This window comes from Rhodobacter capsulatus (assembly GCF_052363175.1).
Classification (GTDB): Bacteria; Pseudomonadota; Alphaproteobacteria; order Rhodobacterales; family Rhodobacteraceae; genus Rhodobacter; species Rhodobacter capsulatus_D.
Genome location: NZ_CP198946.1, coordinates 1,110,345 through 1,126,066 on the forward strand (window position 1 = coordinate 1,110,345; position 15,722 = coordinate 1,126,066).

At 65.9% G+C, this 15,722-nt stretch carries 17 protein-coding genes; 11 read left to right on the forward strand and 6 right to left on the reverse strand.

The features are described from left to right. Window positions 1-111: 111 nt before the first annotated feature. Window positions 112-1,155 (reverse strand): RluA family pseudouridine synthase, encoded by a 1,044-nt coding sequence (locus ACTTAI_RS06295; RefSeq protein WP_444454945.1) that lies wholly within the window; start codon window positions 1,153-1,155, stop codon window positions 112-114. Between ACTTAI_RS06295 and ACTTAI_RS06300 the strand changes: the two genes are divergently transcribed. Further along, window positions 1,145-1,447, forward strand: a complete 303-nt coding sequence (locus ACTTAI_RS06300) for a DUF6476 family protein (RefSeq protein WP_444454946.1) — start codon at window positions 1,145-1,147, stop codon at window positions 1,445-1,447. The two genes, ACTTAI_RS06295 and ACTTAI_RS06300, sit on opposite strands and share 11 nt — an antisense overlap. A 136-nt stretch (window positions 1,448-1,583) precedes the next feature. Here the strand turns inward: ACTTAI_RS06300 and ACTTAI_RS06305 are convergent, their stop codons facing one another. Further along, a complete protein-coding gene (locus tag ACTTAI_RS06305) occupies window positions 1,584-1,823 on the reverse strand; it encodes an accessory factor UbiK family protein (protein ID WP_023916636.1) in 240 nt (79 codons plus the stop codon). A gap of 135 nt (window positions 1,824-1,958) precedes the next feature. Here ACTTAI_RS06305 and lgt point away from each other — a divergent pair, with 135 nt between their 5' ends. The 5 genes from lgt to ACTTAI_RS06330 all read left to right on the forward strand — a co-directional run bounded on the left by lgt (window position 1,959) and on the right by ACTTAI_RS06330 (window position 6,201). Next, the gene (lgt, locus tag ACTTAI_RS06310) at window positions 1,959-2,843 is read left to right on the forward strand and encodes a prolipoprotein diacylglyceryl transferase (protein ID WP_444454947.1); all 885 of its coding nucleotides are present in this window, start codon (window positions 1,959-1,961) and stop codon (window positions 2,841-2,843) included. Beyond that, on the forward strand, window positions 2,840-3,910 hold the full coding sequence (locus tag ACTTAI_RS06315; protein WP_444454948.1) for a class I SAM-dependent methyltransferase: 1,071 nt from the start codon (window positions 2,840-2,842) through the stop codon (window positions 3,908-3,910). Before lgt ends, ACTTAI_RS06315 begins: the two co-directional genes overlap by 4 nt. A gap of 3 nt (window positions 3,911-3,913) precedes the next feature. Then, window positions 3,914-4,675, forward strand: coding sequence for a peptidoglycan editing factor PgeF (pgeF, locus tag ACTTAI_RS06320; RefSeq protein ID WP_444454949.1), 762 nt, complete (start codon window positions 3,914-3,916; stop codon window positions 4,673-4,675). 223 nt (window positions 4,676-4,898) lie between these two features. Then, window positions 4,899-5,069, forward strand: a complete 171-nt coding sequence (locus ACTTAI_RS06325; protein ID WP_444454950.1) for a hypothetical protein — start codon at window positions 4,899-4,901, stop codon at window positions 5,067-5,069. Between the two features lie 316 nt (window positions 5,070-5,385). After that, on the forward strand, window positions 5,386-6,201 hold the full coding sequence (locus ACTTAI_RS06330) for a Hint domain-containing protein (protein ID WP_444454951.1): 816 nt from the start codon (window positions 5,386-5,388) through the stop codon (window positions 6,199-6,201). Between the two features lie 214 nt (window positions 6,202-6,415). On the opposite strand, the gene ACTTAI_RS06335 is transcribed toward ACTTAI_RS06330, so the two are convergent. Continuing rightward, complete coding sequence (locus ACTTAI_RS06335) at window positions 6,416-7,591, reverse strand: dipeptidase (protein WP_444454952.1); 1,176 nt, start codon at window positions 7,589-7,591, stop codon at window positions 6,416-6,418. A 77-nt stretch (window positions 7,592-7,668) separates the two neighbouring features. Beyond that, window positions 7,669-9,495, reverse strand: a complete 1,827-nt coding sequence (locus ACTTAI_RS06340) for a M3 family oligoendopeptidase (RefSeq protein WP_444454953.1) — start codon at window positions 9,493-9,495, stop codon at window positions 7,669-7,671. 202 nt (window positions 9,496-9,697) lie between these two features. Here ACTTAI_RS06340 and ACTTAI_RS06345 point away from each other — a divergent pair, with 202 nt between their 5' ends. The 4 genes from ACTTAI_RS06345 to ACTTAI_RS06360 are packed head-to-tail and all read left to right on the forward strand — an operon-like array spanning window position 9,698 to window position 13,631. Beyond that, window positions 9,698-11,110, forward strand: a complete 1,413-nt coding sequence (locus tag ACTTAI_RS06345) for a circularly permuted type 2 ATP-grasp protein (protein WP_444454954.1) — start codon at window positions 9,698-9,700, stop codon at window positions 11,108-11,110. Between the two features lie 4 nt (window positions 11,111-11,114). Continuing rightward, the gene (locus ACTTAI_RS06350; protein WP_444454955.1) at window positions 11,115-12,068 is read left to right on the forward strand and encodes an alpha-E domain-containing protein; all 954 of its coding nucleotides are present in this window, start codon (window positions 11,115-11,117) and stop codon (window positions 12,066-12,068) included. After that, the gene (locus ACTTAI_RS06355; protein WP_444454956.1) at window positions 12,065-12,877 is read left to right on the forward strand and encodes a transglutaminase family protein; all 813 of its coding nucleotides are present in this window, start codon (window positions 12,065-12,067) and stop codon (window positions 12,875-12,877) included. Before ACTTAI_RS06350 ends, ACTTAI_RS06355 begins: the two co-directional genes overlap by 4 nt. Before the next feature lie 28 nt (window positions 12,878-12,905). Then, window positions 12,906-13,631 carry a peptidase gene (locus ACTTAI_RS06360; RefSeq protein ID WP_444454957.1) on the forward strand — a complete coding sequence of 242 codons (726 nt, stop codon included), beginning with the start codon at window positions 12,906-12,908 and terminating at the stop codon, window positions 13,629-13,631. A gap of 236 nt (window positions 13,632-13,867) precedes the next feature. Here ACTTAI_RS06360 and ACTTAI_RS06365 read toward each other — a convergent pair whose 3' ends face one another. Both ACTTAI_RS06365 and ACTTAI_RS06370 read right to left on the reverse strand, forming a co-directional pair. Continuing rightward, window positions 13,868-14,806, reverse strand: coding sequence for an alpha/beta hydrolase (locus ACTTAI_RS06365; RefSeq protein WP_444454958.1), 939 nt, complete (start codon window positions 14,804-14,806; stop codon window positions 13,868-13,870). Further along, window positions 14,803-15,090: an SCP2 sterol-binding domain-containing protein gene (locus tag ACTTAI_RS06370; protein ID WP_110806284.1), complete on the reverse strand. Its 288-nt coding sequence runs from the start codon at window positions 15,088-15,090 to the stop codon at window positions 14,803-14,805. Before ACTTAI_RS06370 ends, ACTTAI_RS06365 begins: the two co-directional genes overlap by 4 nt. Window positions 15,091-15,153: 63 nt before the next feature. Between ACTTAI_RS06370 and ACTTAI_RS06375 the strand changes: the two genes are divergently transcribed. Further along, entirely contained in the window at window positions 15,154-15,714 is a 561-nt protein-coding gene (locus ACTTAI_RS06375) for a tetratricopeptide repeat protein (protein ID WP_444454959.1), read from the forward strand. The last annotated feature ends 8 nt before the right edge of the window (window positions 15,715-15,722 follow it).

Consider the following 15,722-nt stretch of genomic DNA (forward strand, 5'->3'; position numbering starts at 1 on the left):
ATGGGGAAGGAGGCCTGTCGCTTCAAGGGCTTCGGTCCTCCGTCATGGGGGATGAACGCAGGATGGGCCTGATTCCGCCGTCGGGCAAGCACAGATGACGCAACTGTGAGATCAGGTGGCGCCCGGCCCCGCGCGCAAGATCGCCAGAAGCGCCTCGATATCCGCGGGCAGGGGGGAGGAGAAACTCAGTTCCTCGCCCGTGACCGGATGGGTGAAGCCGAGCGTCGTCGCATGCAGCGCCTGACGCGGGAAATTGGCGACCGCCTCGGCCGCCGCGGCGCCGACCGCGCGGACGGACAGCTTGCGCTTGCCGCCATAGGTGGGATCGCCGACGAGCCCATGCCCCACATGCGCCATGTGCACGCGGATCTGATGCGTACGCCCGGTTTCAAGCCAGCAATCCATCAGCGCCGCGACGCCGCCGAAGGCCTCGACCGTGCGGGCGCGGGTCACCGCATGGCGCCCGCCAGTGAAGAGCACCGCCTGCCGTTGCCGGTCGGTCGGGTGGCGGGCGAGTTGCGAGGTGATCTTCAGGATGCCGCCCTGTTCGAAATTGACGCCGCGGATGCCGCGCAGGCGTGGATCGGCGGCACTGGGCACACCCTGCACCAGCGCGGTGTAATGGCGGTGCACGGTATGTTTCTCGAATTGCGCCGCCAGCCCGTGATGGGCGCGGTCGGATTTCGCGACGACGAGCAGGCCCGAGGTTTCCTTGTCGATGCGGTGCACGATGCCCGGCCGCGCTTCGCCGCCGATGCCCGAGAGCCTGCCGCCGAAATGGTGCAACAGCGCATTGACCAGCGTGCCGTCTTCCGAGCCCGGCGCCGGATGCACCACCATCCCCGCGGGCTTGTCGATCACGATCAGGTCTTCGTCTTCCCAAAGCACGGTCAGCGGAATGTCCTGCGCGACCGTTTCCACCGCGCGGGGCGGTTCGAGCGCGATCAGATAGACCTCGCCCGGGGTGACCTTGGCCTTCTGATCGGTGACGGCAATGCCGTCCTTCGTCACCGCGCCCTCGGCAATCAGCCGGGCAAGGCGCGAGCGCGACAGCGCCGCTTCTTCTGGCACAAGCGCCGCCAATGCCTTATCAAGCCGCTCGGCGGGGTCTTCGCCGATTTCGATGCGCAGGAGGTGTGCCGCGATGTCCGACATGATGCCTTCCGATCCGGCGCCGCCGCCCGAGGTGAAGTTTCTGAAGATTCTCACCACCACGCTTGCGGGCGTGATGATCTTCGGCCTTCTAACGATCATCTTCCTGCTTGTCACCCGCCTGCCGGGGGCGACGAAACTGCCCGAGCTGCCCGCGGCGATCACGCTGCCCGCGGGGGAGAAGGCCGAGACCGTGACCTTCGGCAAAGGCTTCACCGTGGTCGTTACGGAAAGTGGCCGGGTGCTGGTCTATCGGCCGGATGGCAAGCTGGCGCAGGATGTGGCGTTGAAGTGACGCCGATCTGGCCTCGGTCCTCGCCGCGGCCAAAACCCTCCGTGATCCGCGCTTTTCCTGGTCCAAATACGCAAAAAAAACCGCCGAAGGCGCGAACCTCCGGCGGGCGTATTTTTCCCAGGAAGAAGCCGAAAGCTTACTTCGCTTCCAGCGCGTCCAGACGGGCCTTGAGCGCCTCGTTTTCTTCGCGCGCCTTCGTGGCCATCGCCTTCACCGCGTCGAATTCCTCGCGGGTGACGAAATCGCGGTCGGCCATCCAGCGGTCCATCCAGCTTTTCATCGCCGTTTCCGCCTCGGTCTTGGCGCCCTGCGCCACGCCCATCGCATTGGTCATCAGCTTCGACATCTCGTCGAAAAGTTTGTTCGGAGCTTGCATCGTCTTCACCTTTTGTCTGCGGGCCGCCGCACCGGCCCCGCTTGCGCCCTATATGGGCTGGGAAGCCCGCCGAGACAAGGTTGACTTCGCCGCAGCGCAAGGGCCAAGTGGCGCCGCTGAAGCCCCGAGGACGCCATGGCCCTGCCTTTCCCCGAAATCTCCCCCGATGCCTTCGAAATCCCGTTCGTCGACTGGCCGATCCGCTGGTATGCGCTGGCCTATATCGCGGGGCTTTTGGCGGGCTGGCGCATCGTCGTCGCGCTGATGCGGCGCCCGAAGCTCTGGGGCAAACGCGCGCCGATGGCGCCCGAAGCAGTCGAGGATCTGCTGACCTGGGTCATTCTGGGTGTCATTCTAGGCGGGCGGCTGGGCTTTGTGCTGTTTTACGATCTCGACACCTATCTGGCCGATCCGCTGGCGATTTTCCGGGTCTGGGAAGGCGGCATGTCCTTCCACGGTGGCTTCGCGGGCGTCGTGATCGCCGGGCTCGCCTTCTGCCATCGCCGCGGCATCGCGCCCCTGCCGATCGGCGATGCCTTTGCCCTTGTCGCGCCGATCGGGTTGTTCCTTGGCCGTCTTGCGAATTTCATCAAGCCCGAGCTCTGGGGTCGGCCGACGGACATGCCCTGGGGCGTGATCTTCCCGGTCGAGGCGGCGCAGATCTGCAACGGCTGGGCCGGGCAGGTCGATTACGCCTGCGCCCGTCACCCGTCGCAGCTTTACGAAGCCGGGCTTGAGGGGCTGGTTCTGGGCGGTCTGCTGTGGTGGCTCTTCGCGCGGGGCGCGCTGCGCAAGCCGGGGCTCTTGATGGGGGTGTTCCTGATCGGCTACGGGCTCGCCCGCGCCTTCGTCGAGCTGTTCCGCCAGCCCGATGCGCAATTCGCCACCGACGCCAACCCGATGGGTTACGCCTTCTTTCTGGGCGATCTCGGCATCACCATGGGGCAGGCGCTCTCGGTGCCGATGATCCTGCTTGGGGGCGCGCTCGTCCTTTACGCCCGGATGCGGGGGGCGAAGTGACACCGCTGGCGCGTCTGCTGGCCTCGCGTATCGCGGCGGGCGGGCCGATCGGGCTGGATGCCTATATGGCAGAGTGCCTGCTTCACCCTGAACACGGATATTACGCCACCCGCGATCCCTTTGGCCGCGCAGGCGATTTCATCACCGCGCCGGAAATCAGCCAGATGTTCGGCGAGATGCTAGGCCTGTGTCTGGCGCAGGTCTGGCTCGATCAGGGCCGCCCCGCGCCCTTCACGCTGGCCGAGATCGGGCCGGGCCGGGGCACGCTGTCGGCCGATGTGGCGCGCGTCCTTGCCCGTGTGCCCGGCATGGCCGAGGCGGCGCAGCTGCATCTGATCGAGGCCTCGTCCACCCTGCGGGACATTCAGCGTCAAACCCTGCAGGGCCATGCCGTCATCTGGCACGACAGCATCGCGACCCTGCCCGAGGCGCCGCTCTTCCTGCTCGCCAACGAGTTTTTCGACGCCCTGCCGATCCGGCAATTCCTGCGCACCGAGGGCGGCTGGGCCGAGCGTCAGGTCGGCCTGCAGGGCGACAGCCTCGTTCCCGGCCTTGCCCCGCCCACCCGCTTTGCCGCGCTCGAGCCTCGGCTGGCCGATACGAAACCGGGCGATGTGGTCGAAACCTGCCCCGCCGCCGCGCCGATCATGGCCGAGATCGCCCGCCGCATCGCCACCCATGGCGGCGTCGCGCTCGTCATCGATTACGGCCATTGGCGCAGCCTTGGCGACACCTTTCAGGCGGTGAAGGCGCATGGCTATTGCGACCCCTTCGCCGCTCCGGGCGAGGCCGATCTGACCGCCCATGTCGCCTTCGAACCGCTGGCCGAGGCCGCCCGTGCCGCGGGCGCGCAGGCTTCGGCGATGACCCCGCAGGGCGTGCTTCTCGAACGGCTCGGCATCACGGCCCGGGCTGAGGCGCTGGCGGCGAAGCTCTCGGGCGCGGCACGTCAGGCCCATGTCGCCGCGCATCGGCGCTTGACCCATCCCGAAGAAATGGGTCAGGTGTTCCAAAGTCTTGCCATTTTTCCTGCAACCGCCCCGGTGCCTCCGGGCTTTGATGTCTGATCCATGCCGACGACGCTCGAAATCCTGACCTCGCCCGCCCTCAAGGACGTGAAGCACGGTTTTTTCACCCGAAAGGGCGGGGCGTCCTCCGGCATCTTTGCGGGACTGAACTGCGGCCACGGCTCTTCGGATCAGACCGAGGCGGTCGCGCTGAACCGGGCGCGGGTAGCAACCGCGATGGGCGTGGCGCCCGCGGCACTGGTGGGGGTGCATCAGATCCATTCCGCCGATGTGCTGGTGGTGGACGAGGTGCCCGCCCAGATCGTCCGCGCCGACGCGCTGGTGACGAAGCGCCCGGGGCTGTTGCTGAGCGTGCTGACGGCCGATTGCCAGCCGGTGCTCTTTGCCGATCGGGCGGCCGGAGTGGTGGGCGCGGCCCATGCGGGCTGGCGCGGCAGTCATGACGGCGTGCTCGAGGCGACGCTCGACGCGATGGAAGGGCTGGGCGCCGAGCGGGCGCGGATCACCGCGGTGATCGGGCCCTGCATCTCGCAGCGGGCCTATGAGGTTGGTCATGACTTCATGGAGAATTTCCTGATCGACGATCCGCAGGCGGCGCGATTCTTCGCCGGTGGTGCGGCGGGCAAGCCGATGTTCGACCTGCCGGCCTATGGGCTTTCGCGGTTGCGCGCGGCGGGCGTCGGCCATGCGGAATGGACGCGCCATTGCACCTATTCCGACCCGGACCGGTTCTATTCCTTCCGCCGCACCACCCATGCCGGTGAGGCCGATTACGGCCGCCTGATCTCGGCGATTCGTCTCTGATCTCACGGCTTTGGCTGCGGCCAGGGCCCGGATTGTGGCGAAATCCGTGCTGAAAGGGGCGTTAACCCTTTCTTTTCTGCTCCTGCGCAACAATCGGTGCCACAATTCCGCCCGTCGGTGGCGCAGGAATGCACCCTTGGTGCCAAATCGCTGCCGTATTGCGGGGGGAAAAGGAAACAACGGGCGATGTCACGCATCGGTCCCGAAACCGCAGGAGAGCAGAATGACCCTGAAATCAACGCCGCGCTGGATGAAGACGGCTCTTGAGGGCGCCGCCAAGACCACCGTGGCGATGCCGTGGCAACGCGGGGCCCACCGGGCCGAGATGCTGGCACGGCGCAAGGGATCGGTGGCGCAAGCCCCCGCGAAGCGCCCGTCGGTCGCCGCCTGCTGAGAATGTCCCCAACTCTTGTTTGACCCCCCATCCGGGGGCGGGTCATGCACCTTTGCGGTGCGGGGCTCGTTGGTCTGCAAGGGCCGGGGGCTGCCACCCCCGGCCACGGACCGGGTGATTCGAACCAATTGCGGCGGAATCTGGGCACTGTTGCCCGTTCTGCCCCAAGTTGCGCCGCGGACAGCCGGATTGGGTTTCCGGCGTTCAGCAATTCTTCACGAAATTTGACGCGCGCTGACCGGTTGGGCAATCTGGCGGGGTCTTTCTGCATTCGGTGGGGGCCGTCGCAGATGTGACCAGACCGGAAGGCTGTGCCATGTCGATTACCCACCGGCTCGGGGCCGGGCAGGCTGCTTTGCCTGTCGCCCGCAGCGACCATTCCGCCGGGATTCCCGCGCGCAAGCTGCCCGTTCCGGCGGCGAAAAGCCTGCGGGCGATGCCGCTGACCCGGCGTTACGACGCCTGCTGGCTGACGCCGGATGGCGCGATCATGGACAGCACGCGCCTTGCGCCCGCGACGCCGCTTTTCGAAGAGGCGTTTTCAGCCCTTGCCCGAGGCTCGGTGATCCTGACCGAAGACGGCCCGATCGCGATCGAGGATCTGCTGCCCGGCCAGCGCGTCCTGACCGCCGAAGGCCGGTCGGAGCGGGTGACCTGGATCGGCTCGATGGTGATCTATCCCGGCGCCGAAAACGGCCGCGATCTGGAGGAACAGGTCAGCCTGACCCGGATCACCGCCGAGGCCTTCGGGGCGGGGCGACCGCTGCTTGATGTGGTGCTCGGCCCGCGGGCGCGGCTTTGCCTGCGCGATCCGCGGCTGCGCCGGGTGTCGGGGCTGGAAGCGGCCTATGTGCCCGCGCGTGCTTTCATCGACGGGATCAGCGTGATCGAGGTGACCCCCTCGGCGCCGGTCACGGTCTATCATGCGGTTTTGGAAAGCCACGGTTCGATCCGGGTGGCCGGGCTCGAGGTCGAGGCGTTCCACCCGGGTGAGGGGGTGGAGCGGATGATCGATCCGCGGATGCTCTCGCTCTTCGAAGCGCAATTTCCGCAGATCGCGAGCCTGAGCGAATTCGGCCCTCAGGCCCATCCCCGGCTGACCCGGTTCGAAGTCGAAAGTCTCTGGGACTAGGGACTTTCGCCCCGGCAAGCCGGGGCGACCCACGGGGGGCTCCGCCCCCCGCACCCCCCGGCGTATTTTGCCAAGGAAAACAGGGCGCGCGGACACGATCCGGTGTCGGACGAAAACGGGATCGGGTTTCCTTGGCCAAATACGCATCTTGGGGGTCCGGGGGCGAAGCCCCCGGCGGGTCGCCGCGCGACAGCGCGGCGAAATCATCAGGCGCCTACTGCGGCAGGGTTTCGCGCAGGGTTCGCACCATGTTGCCGCCCATCACCTTGGCGATCACCGTCTCGCTCATCCCGGTATCGATCAGCGCCTGCGTCAGCGCGGCAAGCTCCGCGCTGTCGAACTGCGTTTCCACCGCGCCGTCGAAATCCGAGCCGAGCGACACGTGATCCTCGCCCACAAGCGCCACGGCCGCGGCGATTAACCTTGCCACGCCCGCGGGCGTCGCGTCGCAGGTCACCTCGGCCCAGTTGCCAATCCCGATCAGCCCGCCCTTGGCCGCGATCTGGCGCATCAGCGCATCGGGGAAGTTGCGCTTCACCGGGCAGACCCCGTGAATGCCGCTGTGGCTGACGATCGGGCGCGTACCCTCCATCGCCAGAACGTCCTTTGCCATCTGTTCCGAGGCATGGGCGAGGTCGATCACCATATGCTTTTGCACCATCGCTTCGACCACCTGCCGCCCGAAAGGCGTCAGCCCGGCGTCATCCTCGCCATGCAGCGAACCGCCGAGTTCGTTGTCGAAGAAATGCGTCAGCCCGATCAGCCGGAATCCGGCATCATAGAGCCGGTCGAGGTTCTCGATCTTGCCTTCGAGCGCATGGCCGCCCTCGGCGCCAAGGATCCCGGCCACGGTCTCGGCCCCCTTGGCCCGCGCCGCCAGCACGCGGTCGAGATCGGCCACACTGCGCACGACCACCAGTTGATCGGGGGCCTTGTCGGCCATCGCCTGCAACCGCGCGGCCTGATCCAGCGCGCGCTCGGTCAGGCTGAACCAGGTCTTCACAGGCCTGAGCTGCCCGAAGACCAGAGCCGTGATGTTGTCCCGCGCTCCGGCGGCGTTATGGTCGTAATTCATCCCGGCGGGGGTTTTCGTCACCGTGGTGAAGACCTGCACCGCCACATTGCCCGCCCGCAGCCGCGGCAGATCGACATGGCCGCGGTCCGAGCGTGTCAGCAGATCGCGGTCCCACAGAAGCGCATCGGAATGCCAGTCGCCGATCGTGAGCGTCTTGTGCAGCGCCGCCGCGCGCTCCGACACCGGCCAGGGCGCATGCGGCACGACCCGGTTCTGTCCCTTTTCCACGATCCCGGGGGCAAAGGCGAAGAACGCCCCCGCCGCCAGGATGACGACCCCGCCAAGCCCCATTGCGATGCGTTTGCCCCAGCCCATGCGATCCCTCCCGTTTCGGGAAGGCTAGCAGGGCCGGGCGCAGGCGCAAAGCGCGGACGTGAAGTGCCGACGTGGGGTCAGGCCTCCATCGCCTCGAGCTCGTCGATGAAGCCCGCGATCATGCTCAAGCCCTTGTCCCAGAACGCCGGGTCCGAGGCATCAAGGCCAAAGGGCGCCAGCAGATCCTTGTGGTGCTTCGAGCCGCCCGCTTCCAGCATCTCGAAATACTTCGTCTGGAAGTCCGGCAGGCCCGCCGCATAGGTCGCGTAAAGCGCATTCACCAGCCCGTCGCCGAAGGCATAGGCATAGACGTAGAAGGGCGAATGCACGAAATGCGGGATGTAGGTCCAGAAGGTCTCGTAGCCCGGCATGAATTCGAACACCGGGCCAAGGCTTTCCGCCTGCACCGACATCCAGAGCGCGTTGATATCCTCGGGCGTGAGTTCCCCCTGCGCCCGCGCCGCATGCAGCTTGCATTCGAAATCGTAGAAGGCGATCTGCCGCACGACGGTGTTGATCATGTCCTCGACCTTGCCCGCGAGCAGTTGCTTGCGCTCGGCGGGTGTCGTGGCGGCATCGAGCAGCGCGCGGAAGGTCAGCATCTCGCCGAAAACGCTCGCCGTTTCGGCCAGCGTCAGCGGCGTATCCGAGAGCATCGGACCCTGACCTGCGGCCAGCACCTGATGCACGCCGTGGCCCAGCTCATGCGCCAAGGTCATCACGTCGCGCGGTTTGCCAAGGTAGTTCAGCATCACATAGGGGTGCACGGTGGTGACGGTCGGATGCGCGAAAGCCCCCGGCGCCTTGCCCGGCTTCACCCCGGCGTCGATCCAACCTTTTTCAAAGAAGGGCGCGGCAATCTCGGCCATGCGGGGCGAAAACGCGCCATAAGCGTCCAGAACCGTGGCCTTCGCCTCGTCCCACAGGATTTTGCGCGGGGTTTCGGTGGGCAGGGGGGCGTTGCGGTCCCAGACCTGCAGCTTCTCAAGCCCCAGCCATTTCGCCTTCAGCGCGTAATAGCGATGCGAGAGCCGCGGATAGGCGGCCACGACCGCGTTGCGCAGGGCCTCGACCACCTCGGGCTCGACATGGTTCGACAGGTGCCGCCCCAGCTGCGGGGTCGGCATCTTGCGCCAGCGATCCTCGATTTCCTTTTCCTTGGCGAGGGTGTTGTGCACGCGGGCGAAAAGCTTGACGTTCTCGCCAAAGACCCGGGCGAGTTCGCGCGCCGCGGCCTCGCGCTTGCCCCGGTCATGGTCGCTCATCAGCGTCGTCGTGGCTTCAAGGCTGAGCGTCTCGCCTGCGACGGTGAATTCCAGCGCCGCGGTGGTTTCGTCAAACAGCCGGTTCCACGCAGCCGCGCCCACAACCGACTGATCGTGCAGGAACTTTTCCAGCTCGTCCGACAGCTGATAGGGCTTCATCGCCCGCATCCGGTCGAAGACCGGCTTGAAGCGGGCGACGCGCGGATCGGCAAAGACAGCTTCATACTGCGCATCTTCGATCCGGTTGAATTCGAGGCTGAAGAAGACCAGCGGCGTGGTGAAGGTGGTGATCTTGTCGCCGGCATCGGACATGAACTTGGCGCGCTCGCCATCGACCGTGTTCTGATAGTAGCGCAGCCCCGCATAGGACATGATCCGCCCGGCCGTGGTCTCGATCGCCTCGTGCCGCGCGATGCACTCGGCCATTCCGGCCGCATCGAGCGCGGCCAGCTTGCCCTCGTAATCGCGGGCGAAAGCGGCGCATTCGGTTTCGAGCCAGGCCATGTCGCGGGCGAATTCCGGCGCATCGGGGGCGGTGTAAAGATCGCTCAGGTCCCAGTCGGGAAGCGCACCGAAGTCACCCGAGCCTCCTTGCGCGGGGGCGGCATCGAAACGGGGCAGGGCAAAGGCTCGGATCATGGCGTTCTCCTTGGTGTCGTCTCACAGATAGGGGCAGGGCAGGGACCGTGCAAGCCGGGTCCGGATCGTTGATTTGCTGCAATATTGTGCAAACGCACAGCGATCGGGCGGCTATTTCGCGCTTTCTGGCCTGTTTCGTGCTGCGGCGCTTCCGCTTCCTCCGCACCCTGCCTAGGATTCAATCAGGGCGAGGGAATCACGCATGACGACTTATTTCAACGAAATGTACGAGGGCGGCCAGGTCCGCGAGCCCTATGCGCGGCTTGAAGACTGGACCAAGGCGATGCCCGCCGCATTGCGCGCAATGAAACAGGCCGAGGCAGAGGCGCTTTTCCGCCGCATCGGCATCACCTTCGCGGTCTATGGCGAGGGCGGTGATCCGGACCGGCTCATCCCCTTTGACATGTTCCCCCGCGTCTTCACGCAGGCCGAATGGCGCAAGCTGGAACGCGGCATCAAGCAACGGGCGCGGGCGCTGAACGCCTTTCTGCTCGATGTTTACGGCCGCGCCGAGATCGTCCGCGCGGGCAAGATCCCGGCCCGGATGGTGTTTCAGAACGAGGCTTTCGAACGCGCCGTGGCGGGCTTCACCCCGCCGCGTGGCATCTACTCCCATATCGTCGGCATCGACATCGTGCGCACCGGCGCCGATGAGTTCTTCGTGCTGGAAGACAACTGCCGCACCCCCTCGGGCGTCAGCTACATGCTGGAAAACCGCGAAATCATGATGCGGATGTTCCCGCAGCTGTTCCGCGAAAACCGCATCGAGCCGGTCGATGGCTATTCCGATGCGCTTCGCCGCACGCTCGCCTCGGTCGCGCCGGCGAAATGCGAACGCGAGCCGACGATCGCCATTCTGACCCCCGGTCACTACAACAGCGCCTATTACGAACACAGTTTCCTGGCCGATCTGATGGGCGTCGAACTGGTCGAGGGCGCCGATCTTTTCGTCGAGGGCGGCTTCGTGTGGATGCGCACGACCGAGGGGCCGAAGAAGCTCGACGTGATCTATCGGCGCATCGATGATGCCTTCCTTGACCCGCTCTGCTTCCGCCCCGATTCCATGCTGGGCATTCCCGGCCTGATGGATGTCTACCGCTCGGGGGGCGTGTCGATCTGCTCGGCGCCGGGGGCGGGCGTGGCCGATGACAAGGCGGTCTATACTTTCGTGCCCGAGATGATCCGCTTCTATCTGGGCGAAGAGCCGCTTTTGAACAACGTGCCGACCTGGCAATGCGCCAAGCCCGACGATTGCAAGTATGTGCTTGAAAACCTGGGCGAGCTGGTGGTGAAAGAGGTGCACGGCTCGGGCGGTTACGGCATGCTGGTCGGGCCGAAATCGACAAAAGAGCAGATCGAGATGTTCCGCGCCAAGATCGAGGCGCATCCGGAAAACTACATCGCGCAGCCGACGCTCGCGCTGTCCGCCACGCCGACCTTCGTCGAGGAAGGCATCGCACCGCGGCATGTCGATCTGCGGCCCTACTGCCTTGTCGGCGAGAAAATCGAACTGGTGCCGGGCGGCCTGACCCGCGTCGCGCTGAAGGAGGGATCGCTGGTCGTGAACTCGTCTCAGGGCGGCGGGGTCAAGGACACCTGGGTTTTGGCGGAGTAAAAGCATGCTGAGCCGGACCGCTGAAAACCTGTTCTGGATTGCGCGTTACATCGAACGCGCGGAAACCATGGCGCGCTTGCTGGAAGTGGGCGCCCGCATCGCGCTGATGCCCTCGGCCGGGCATGGCTATCGCAGCGAGTGGGAGAGCCTGTTGCAGGCCTCTGGCACCTCGGTCGGATTTGCCGAGAAATATGGCGACCCGGTGCAGCGCAACATCGAAAGCTATCTGTTCTTTGACCGCGACAACCCGTCGTCGGTGGCCAGTTGCATCGAACGCGCGCGGGAAAATGCCCGCATCGTGCGCACGGCGCTGACCTCGCAAGTCTGGGATGCGCTGAATGGCGCGTTTCAGGAGATGCGCCAGCTCGAGCGCAAGCCGCGCTCGGAAATGGAGCTGACGGAACTCACCGAATGGGTGATGCGGCAGGCGGCGCTGGTGCGGGGCGCGATCGACGCGACGCTTTTGCGCAACGACGGCTATGCCTTCCTGAACCTCGGCTTCGCGCTGGAACGGGCCGACAACACCGCGCGGCTGATCGACGTGAAATATTACGTCCTTCTGCCCTCGGTCGATTTCATCGGCTCCGGCCTTGATAACTACCAATGGCAGACGCTGCTGCGCGCGCTGTCGGCGCATCGGGCCTTCCACTGGGCTTATGGTGGCGAGATCACCGCGGCGAAGATTGCGCATTTCCTGATCCTCAATCCGCAATCGCCACGGTCGCTGGTCACCGCTGTCACCATGGCGATGGAAAATCTGGATGCCTTAGCAAGGGGTTACCAGAAATCCGGCGCGGCGCAGATGCGCGCGCGTGCGCTGGTGGGCGAGATCGCCGAAACCCGTGTCGAGGAAATTTTCGACGAAGGCCTGCATGAATTCCTGACCCGCTTCATCCGCGATGTCGGCGAATTGTCCGACATGGTGCAGGCGGCTTATCTGAGCGGAGAAGCGCGATGATCCTGACGGTCCATCACGTCACCACCTACGAATATGACGCGCCGATGCGCGGGGCCGTGCAATCCTTGCGGCTGTTTCCATCGCGCTTTGACGGGCAGCGGACGATCCGCTGGGATGTCGCGGTCGAGGGCGGTCTTCGCGGTGGCAATTTCCGCGACGGGGCGGGCGACAAGGTCGAAGGCTGGTCGCTGCGCGGCCCGGTGACCGAGGTGACGATTTCCGCCATCGGTCAGGTCGAGACCACCGACACCGCGGGCGTGCTGCGTGGCCATCGCGAGATCGTCTCGCCCTTCGCCTATCTGCGCGAAACCTCGGCCACCTGGATCGACCACGCCCTGCGCGATCTGGCCGAAACCGCGGCCGACGGCGTGAAAGATCCGCTCGACCGGGCGCATCGGCTGTCGCGCGCGGTCAGCGATGCCATCGCCTATCGCCCCGGCACGACGCATGCCCATACCACCGCCGCCGAGGCGTTGGCACAGGGCGAGGGGGTCTGTCAGGATCACGCCCATGCGCTGATCGCCTCGGCCCGCGCCGTGGGGATGCCCGCGCGCTATGTCTCGGGCTATCTTTTCGCCCGCGACGATGGCGAGGCCCACGAGGCCGCCCATGCCTGGGCCGAGATCTGGGTGGAAAACATCGGCTGGATCGGCTTCGATCCGGCCAATGAATGCTGCCCCGATCAGCGGTATATCCGCATCGGCTCGGGTCTTGATGCGCGCGAGGCGGCGCCGATCAAGGGCATCGCGCAGGGCGACGGTTCCGAGCGTCTCGATGTCACGGTTGCCTTGGAGGCCGTGCAACAATAATGTGGGCGCCTGTTTTTCCGGGGGAATGATGACCTATTGCGTGGGCCTGCTGCTCGATCAGGGCATGGTTCTTCTGTCCGATACCCGCACCAATGCGGGGCTCGACAATATTGCGACCTATCGCAAAATGTTCGTCTTCGAGGACCCGGGCGAGCGGGTGGTGACAATCCTCACCGCGGGTTCGCTCTCGGTGACGCAAACCACGATTGCCCGGCTGCGCGAGGCGATCGAGCACCCCGAAACCAGTGCCGACACCTCGATCATGCAGGCGCCGACGATGCTGGCCGTGGCCGAGATCATCGGCAACACGCTGGCAAGTGTGCGGCAGGACATCGATCACAAGATGAACGCCTCGAAGGTCACGGTGTCGGCCTCGATGATCGTCGCCGGGCAGCGCAAGGGCGGCACGATGCGGATGTTCCTGGTCTACCCCGAGGGCAATTTCATCGAGGCGACCGAGGACACGCCGTTCCTGCAGATCGGCGAGCACAAATACGGCAAGCCGATTCTGGACCGGGTGGTGCGGCCCGCGACGTCTTTGGAAGACGCGCAAAAGGCGGTGCTTTTGTCGATGGATTCGACGTTGCGCTCGAACCTGTCGGTGGGCATGCCGCTGGATCTCGCGGTGATCGAGAAGGACGCCTGCCGGGTCGGGCTGCGCAAGCGGATCGAAAAGGACGATGCGCAGTTTGCGGCGATGTCGCAGGCCTGGTCCGAGGCTTTGCGCGACGGGTTTACGCGGATCACGCTCTGAGGCTATCCCCACTGCCATGACCGAGGCCATCGCCGAGGTCACGCGGGGGCAATTGTCCCGTGACCGCCGGGGGCCCAAAGGCCCGCGGCCAGCGCCCGCCCCGCCATCGGCGGGCGCTTCTCGCCCGCCGGGGCTGGCGCCGGCCTCTGCTGTGCTTGGGGAAGCGGTCTTTTGACTTCGGTGGCGCTGCGGGCGGGGGAAAGGCGATGCCTTTCCTGATCCGCCCGGGTGGCCGGTCAGCCCCGATGGGCGTCAAACAGCGCGGCGCAGGCGTCATAGAACCGCGCCCGCATCACGGGGCCTTCCATCATCACCTCGTGCTCGGCGCCGTCGTAAAGCGCCAGTTGCCCCTGCGCCCACTCGCCCATGCGGGCGCGGATCGGCTCTTTTGGCACGATCCTTTCCCGCGTGCCAAGCGCGCAGTAACAGGGCAGGTCGGGCGCGGGCAGGGCGGCGAGAGCCTCGCATTCGAGCACCGCTTCCGCGACCCAATGCAGGCAGGCGCCCGCAATGGCGAGCCCCGGTGCCTTTGCCACCTGCCGCAGCAGCATCGACCACATGTCGGGATCGCTGGTCAGGAAATTGTCGTGAAACCCGGCGCGATGCACGAAGCTCACCGGACCCCAGCCGGGCGCATAGGCCAGCGCGAGCGGACTGCCCCCGGTCATGCGTGCGAGGGGCCCCCCGAAAGGTTTGATCACCCGGGGCAGGCCCACGCCCCACATCGGCGCGGAAAAGGCAACGGCGGCAAAGGGATGCGCCCCCATCAGACGGCGCAACGCGATCGTGCCGCCCATCGAATGCGCCAGCACGACCCAGGGCCGCGGCAGATCGAGCCGCGCCGCCGCCGCCAGCATCGCATCGACATCGCGCTGATAATCGCTGAAGGCGCCGACATAGCCCTTGACCGGATCGTCGATCAGCCGGTCCGAGAGCCCCTGTCCGCGCCAGTCGATCACCAGCGTGCTGTAGCCGCGGCGTGCCAGATCGGCCGCCGCAGGCCCGTATTTTTCCGCATATTCGGCCCGGCCCTGAAACAGGAACACCGTGCCCTTCGCCCCCCCGCCCCAAAGCGTCAGCCGCAGCCGCACCCCATCGGCGGCGGTCAGCCACATGGCCTGACCGCCTTCGGGCCCCTCGGCCAGATCGGCGTGAAGGGGGGCGTCCTCGATCACGAGAGCGCGGAGCCCAGTTGCATCGCCACGCCCATCGCGCCGTCGATCTTCAGCTTGCCCGACATGAAGGCCATGGTCGGGTTGACCGTGCCCTCGATCATGCCGCGGAACGTGTCGGTGTCGGAGGTCAGCGTGACCTCGGCCGCGTCATCGCCCGCGCGCACGCCATCAGGGTCGCAGATGATGCTGCCCTCGCCCTCGATGACGAATTTTGCCGTGGACGAAAAGCCGTTCGGCAGCTTGGCCGCCAGTTGTTCCACGGCTTTTTCGATGACTTTGCTCATGTTGCCTCCGATTGTGAACGCCGCCCCCTCGATTTTCGCGGCATATGGGTTAGAGTTCCGTATATGCGGGCGCTTTCGATCAGAGACAAATGTATCGTTGCGGCAGTTGCCGTCTTCGTCAACCTCGGTTTTCCGGCCTGGGCCGAGACCACGGGGCTGGAACGGCAGTTTTCCGAACTGGCCGATCCCGCCTACGAGGGCTGGCAGACCGCCGAATCGGATATTCGCCGCGCCTGGTCGCGGTCGGGGTCTTCGACGATGGATCTGCTTCTGAAGCGCGGCGAAGAGGAGATGGATGCGGGCGATTTGCCCGCGGCGATCGAGCATCTGACCGCGCTCACCGATCACGCCCCCGATTTCCCCGAGGGCTGGAACGCCCGCGCGACCGCCTATTACATGGCCGGGCAGCTTGGCCCCGCGATGGCCGATATCGCGCAGGTGCTGAAGCTCGAGCCGCGGCACTGGGGCGCCCTGGCGGGTCTGGGGATGATTTTCGCCGACATGGGCGACAAAGCCCGGGCTCTGGCGGCCTTTCGCGCCTCTTTCGCCTTGAACCCGCATCAGCAGGATGTGAAGGATTCGATCACACGGCTGGAAAAGGAGCTTGCGGGCGTCACCTTGTGAGCCTGCAG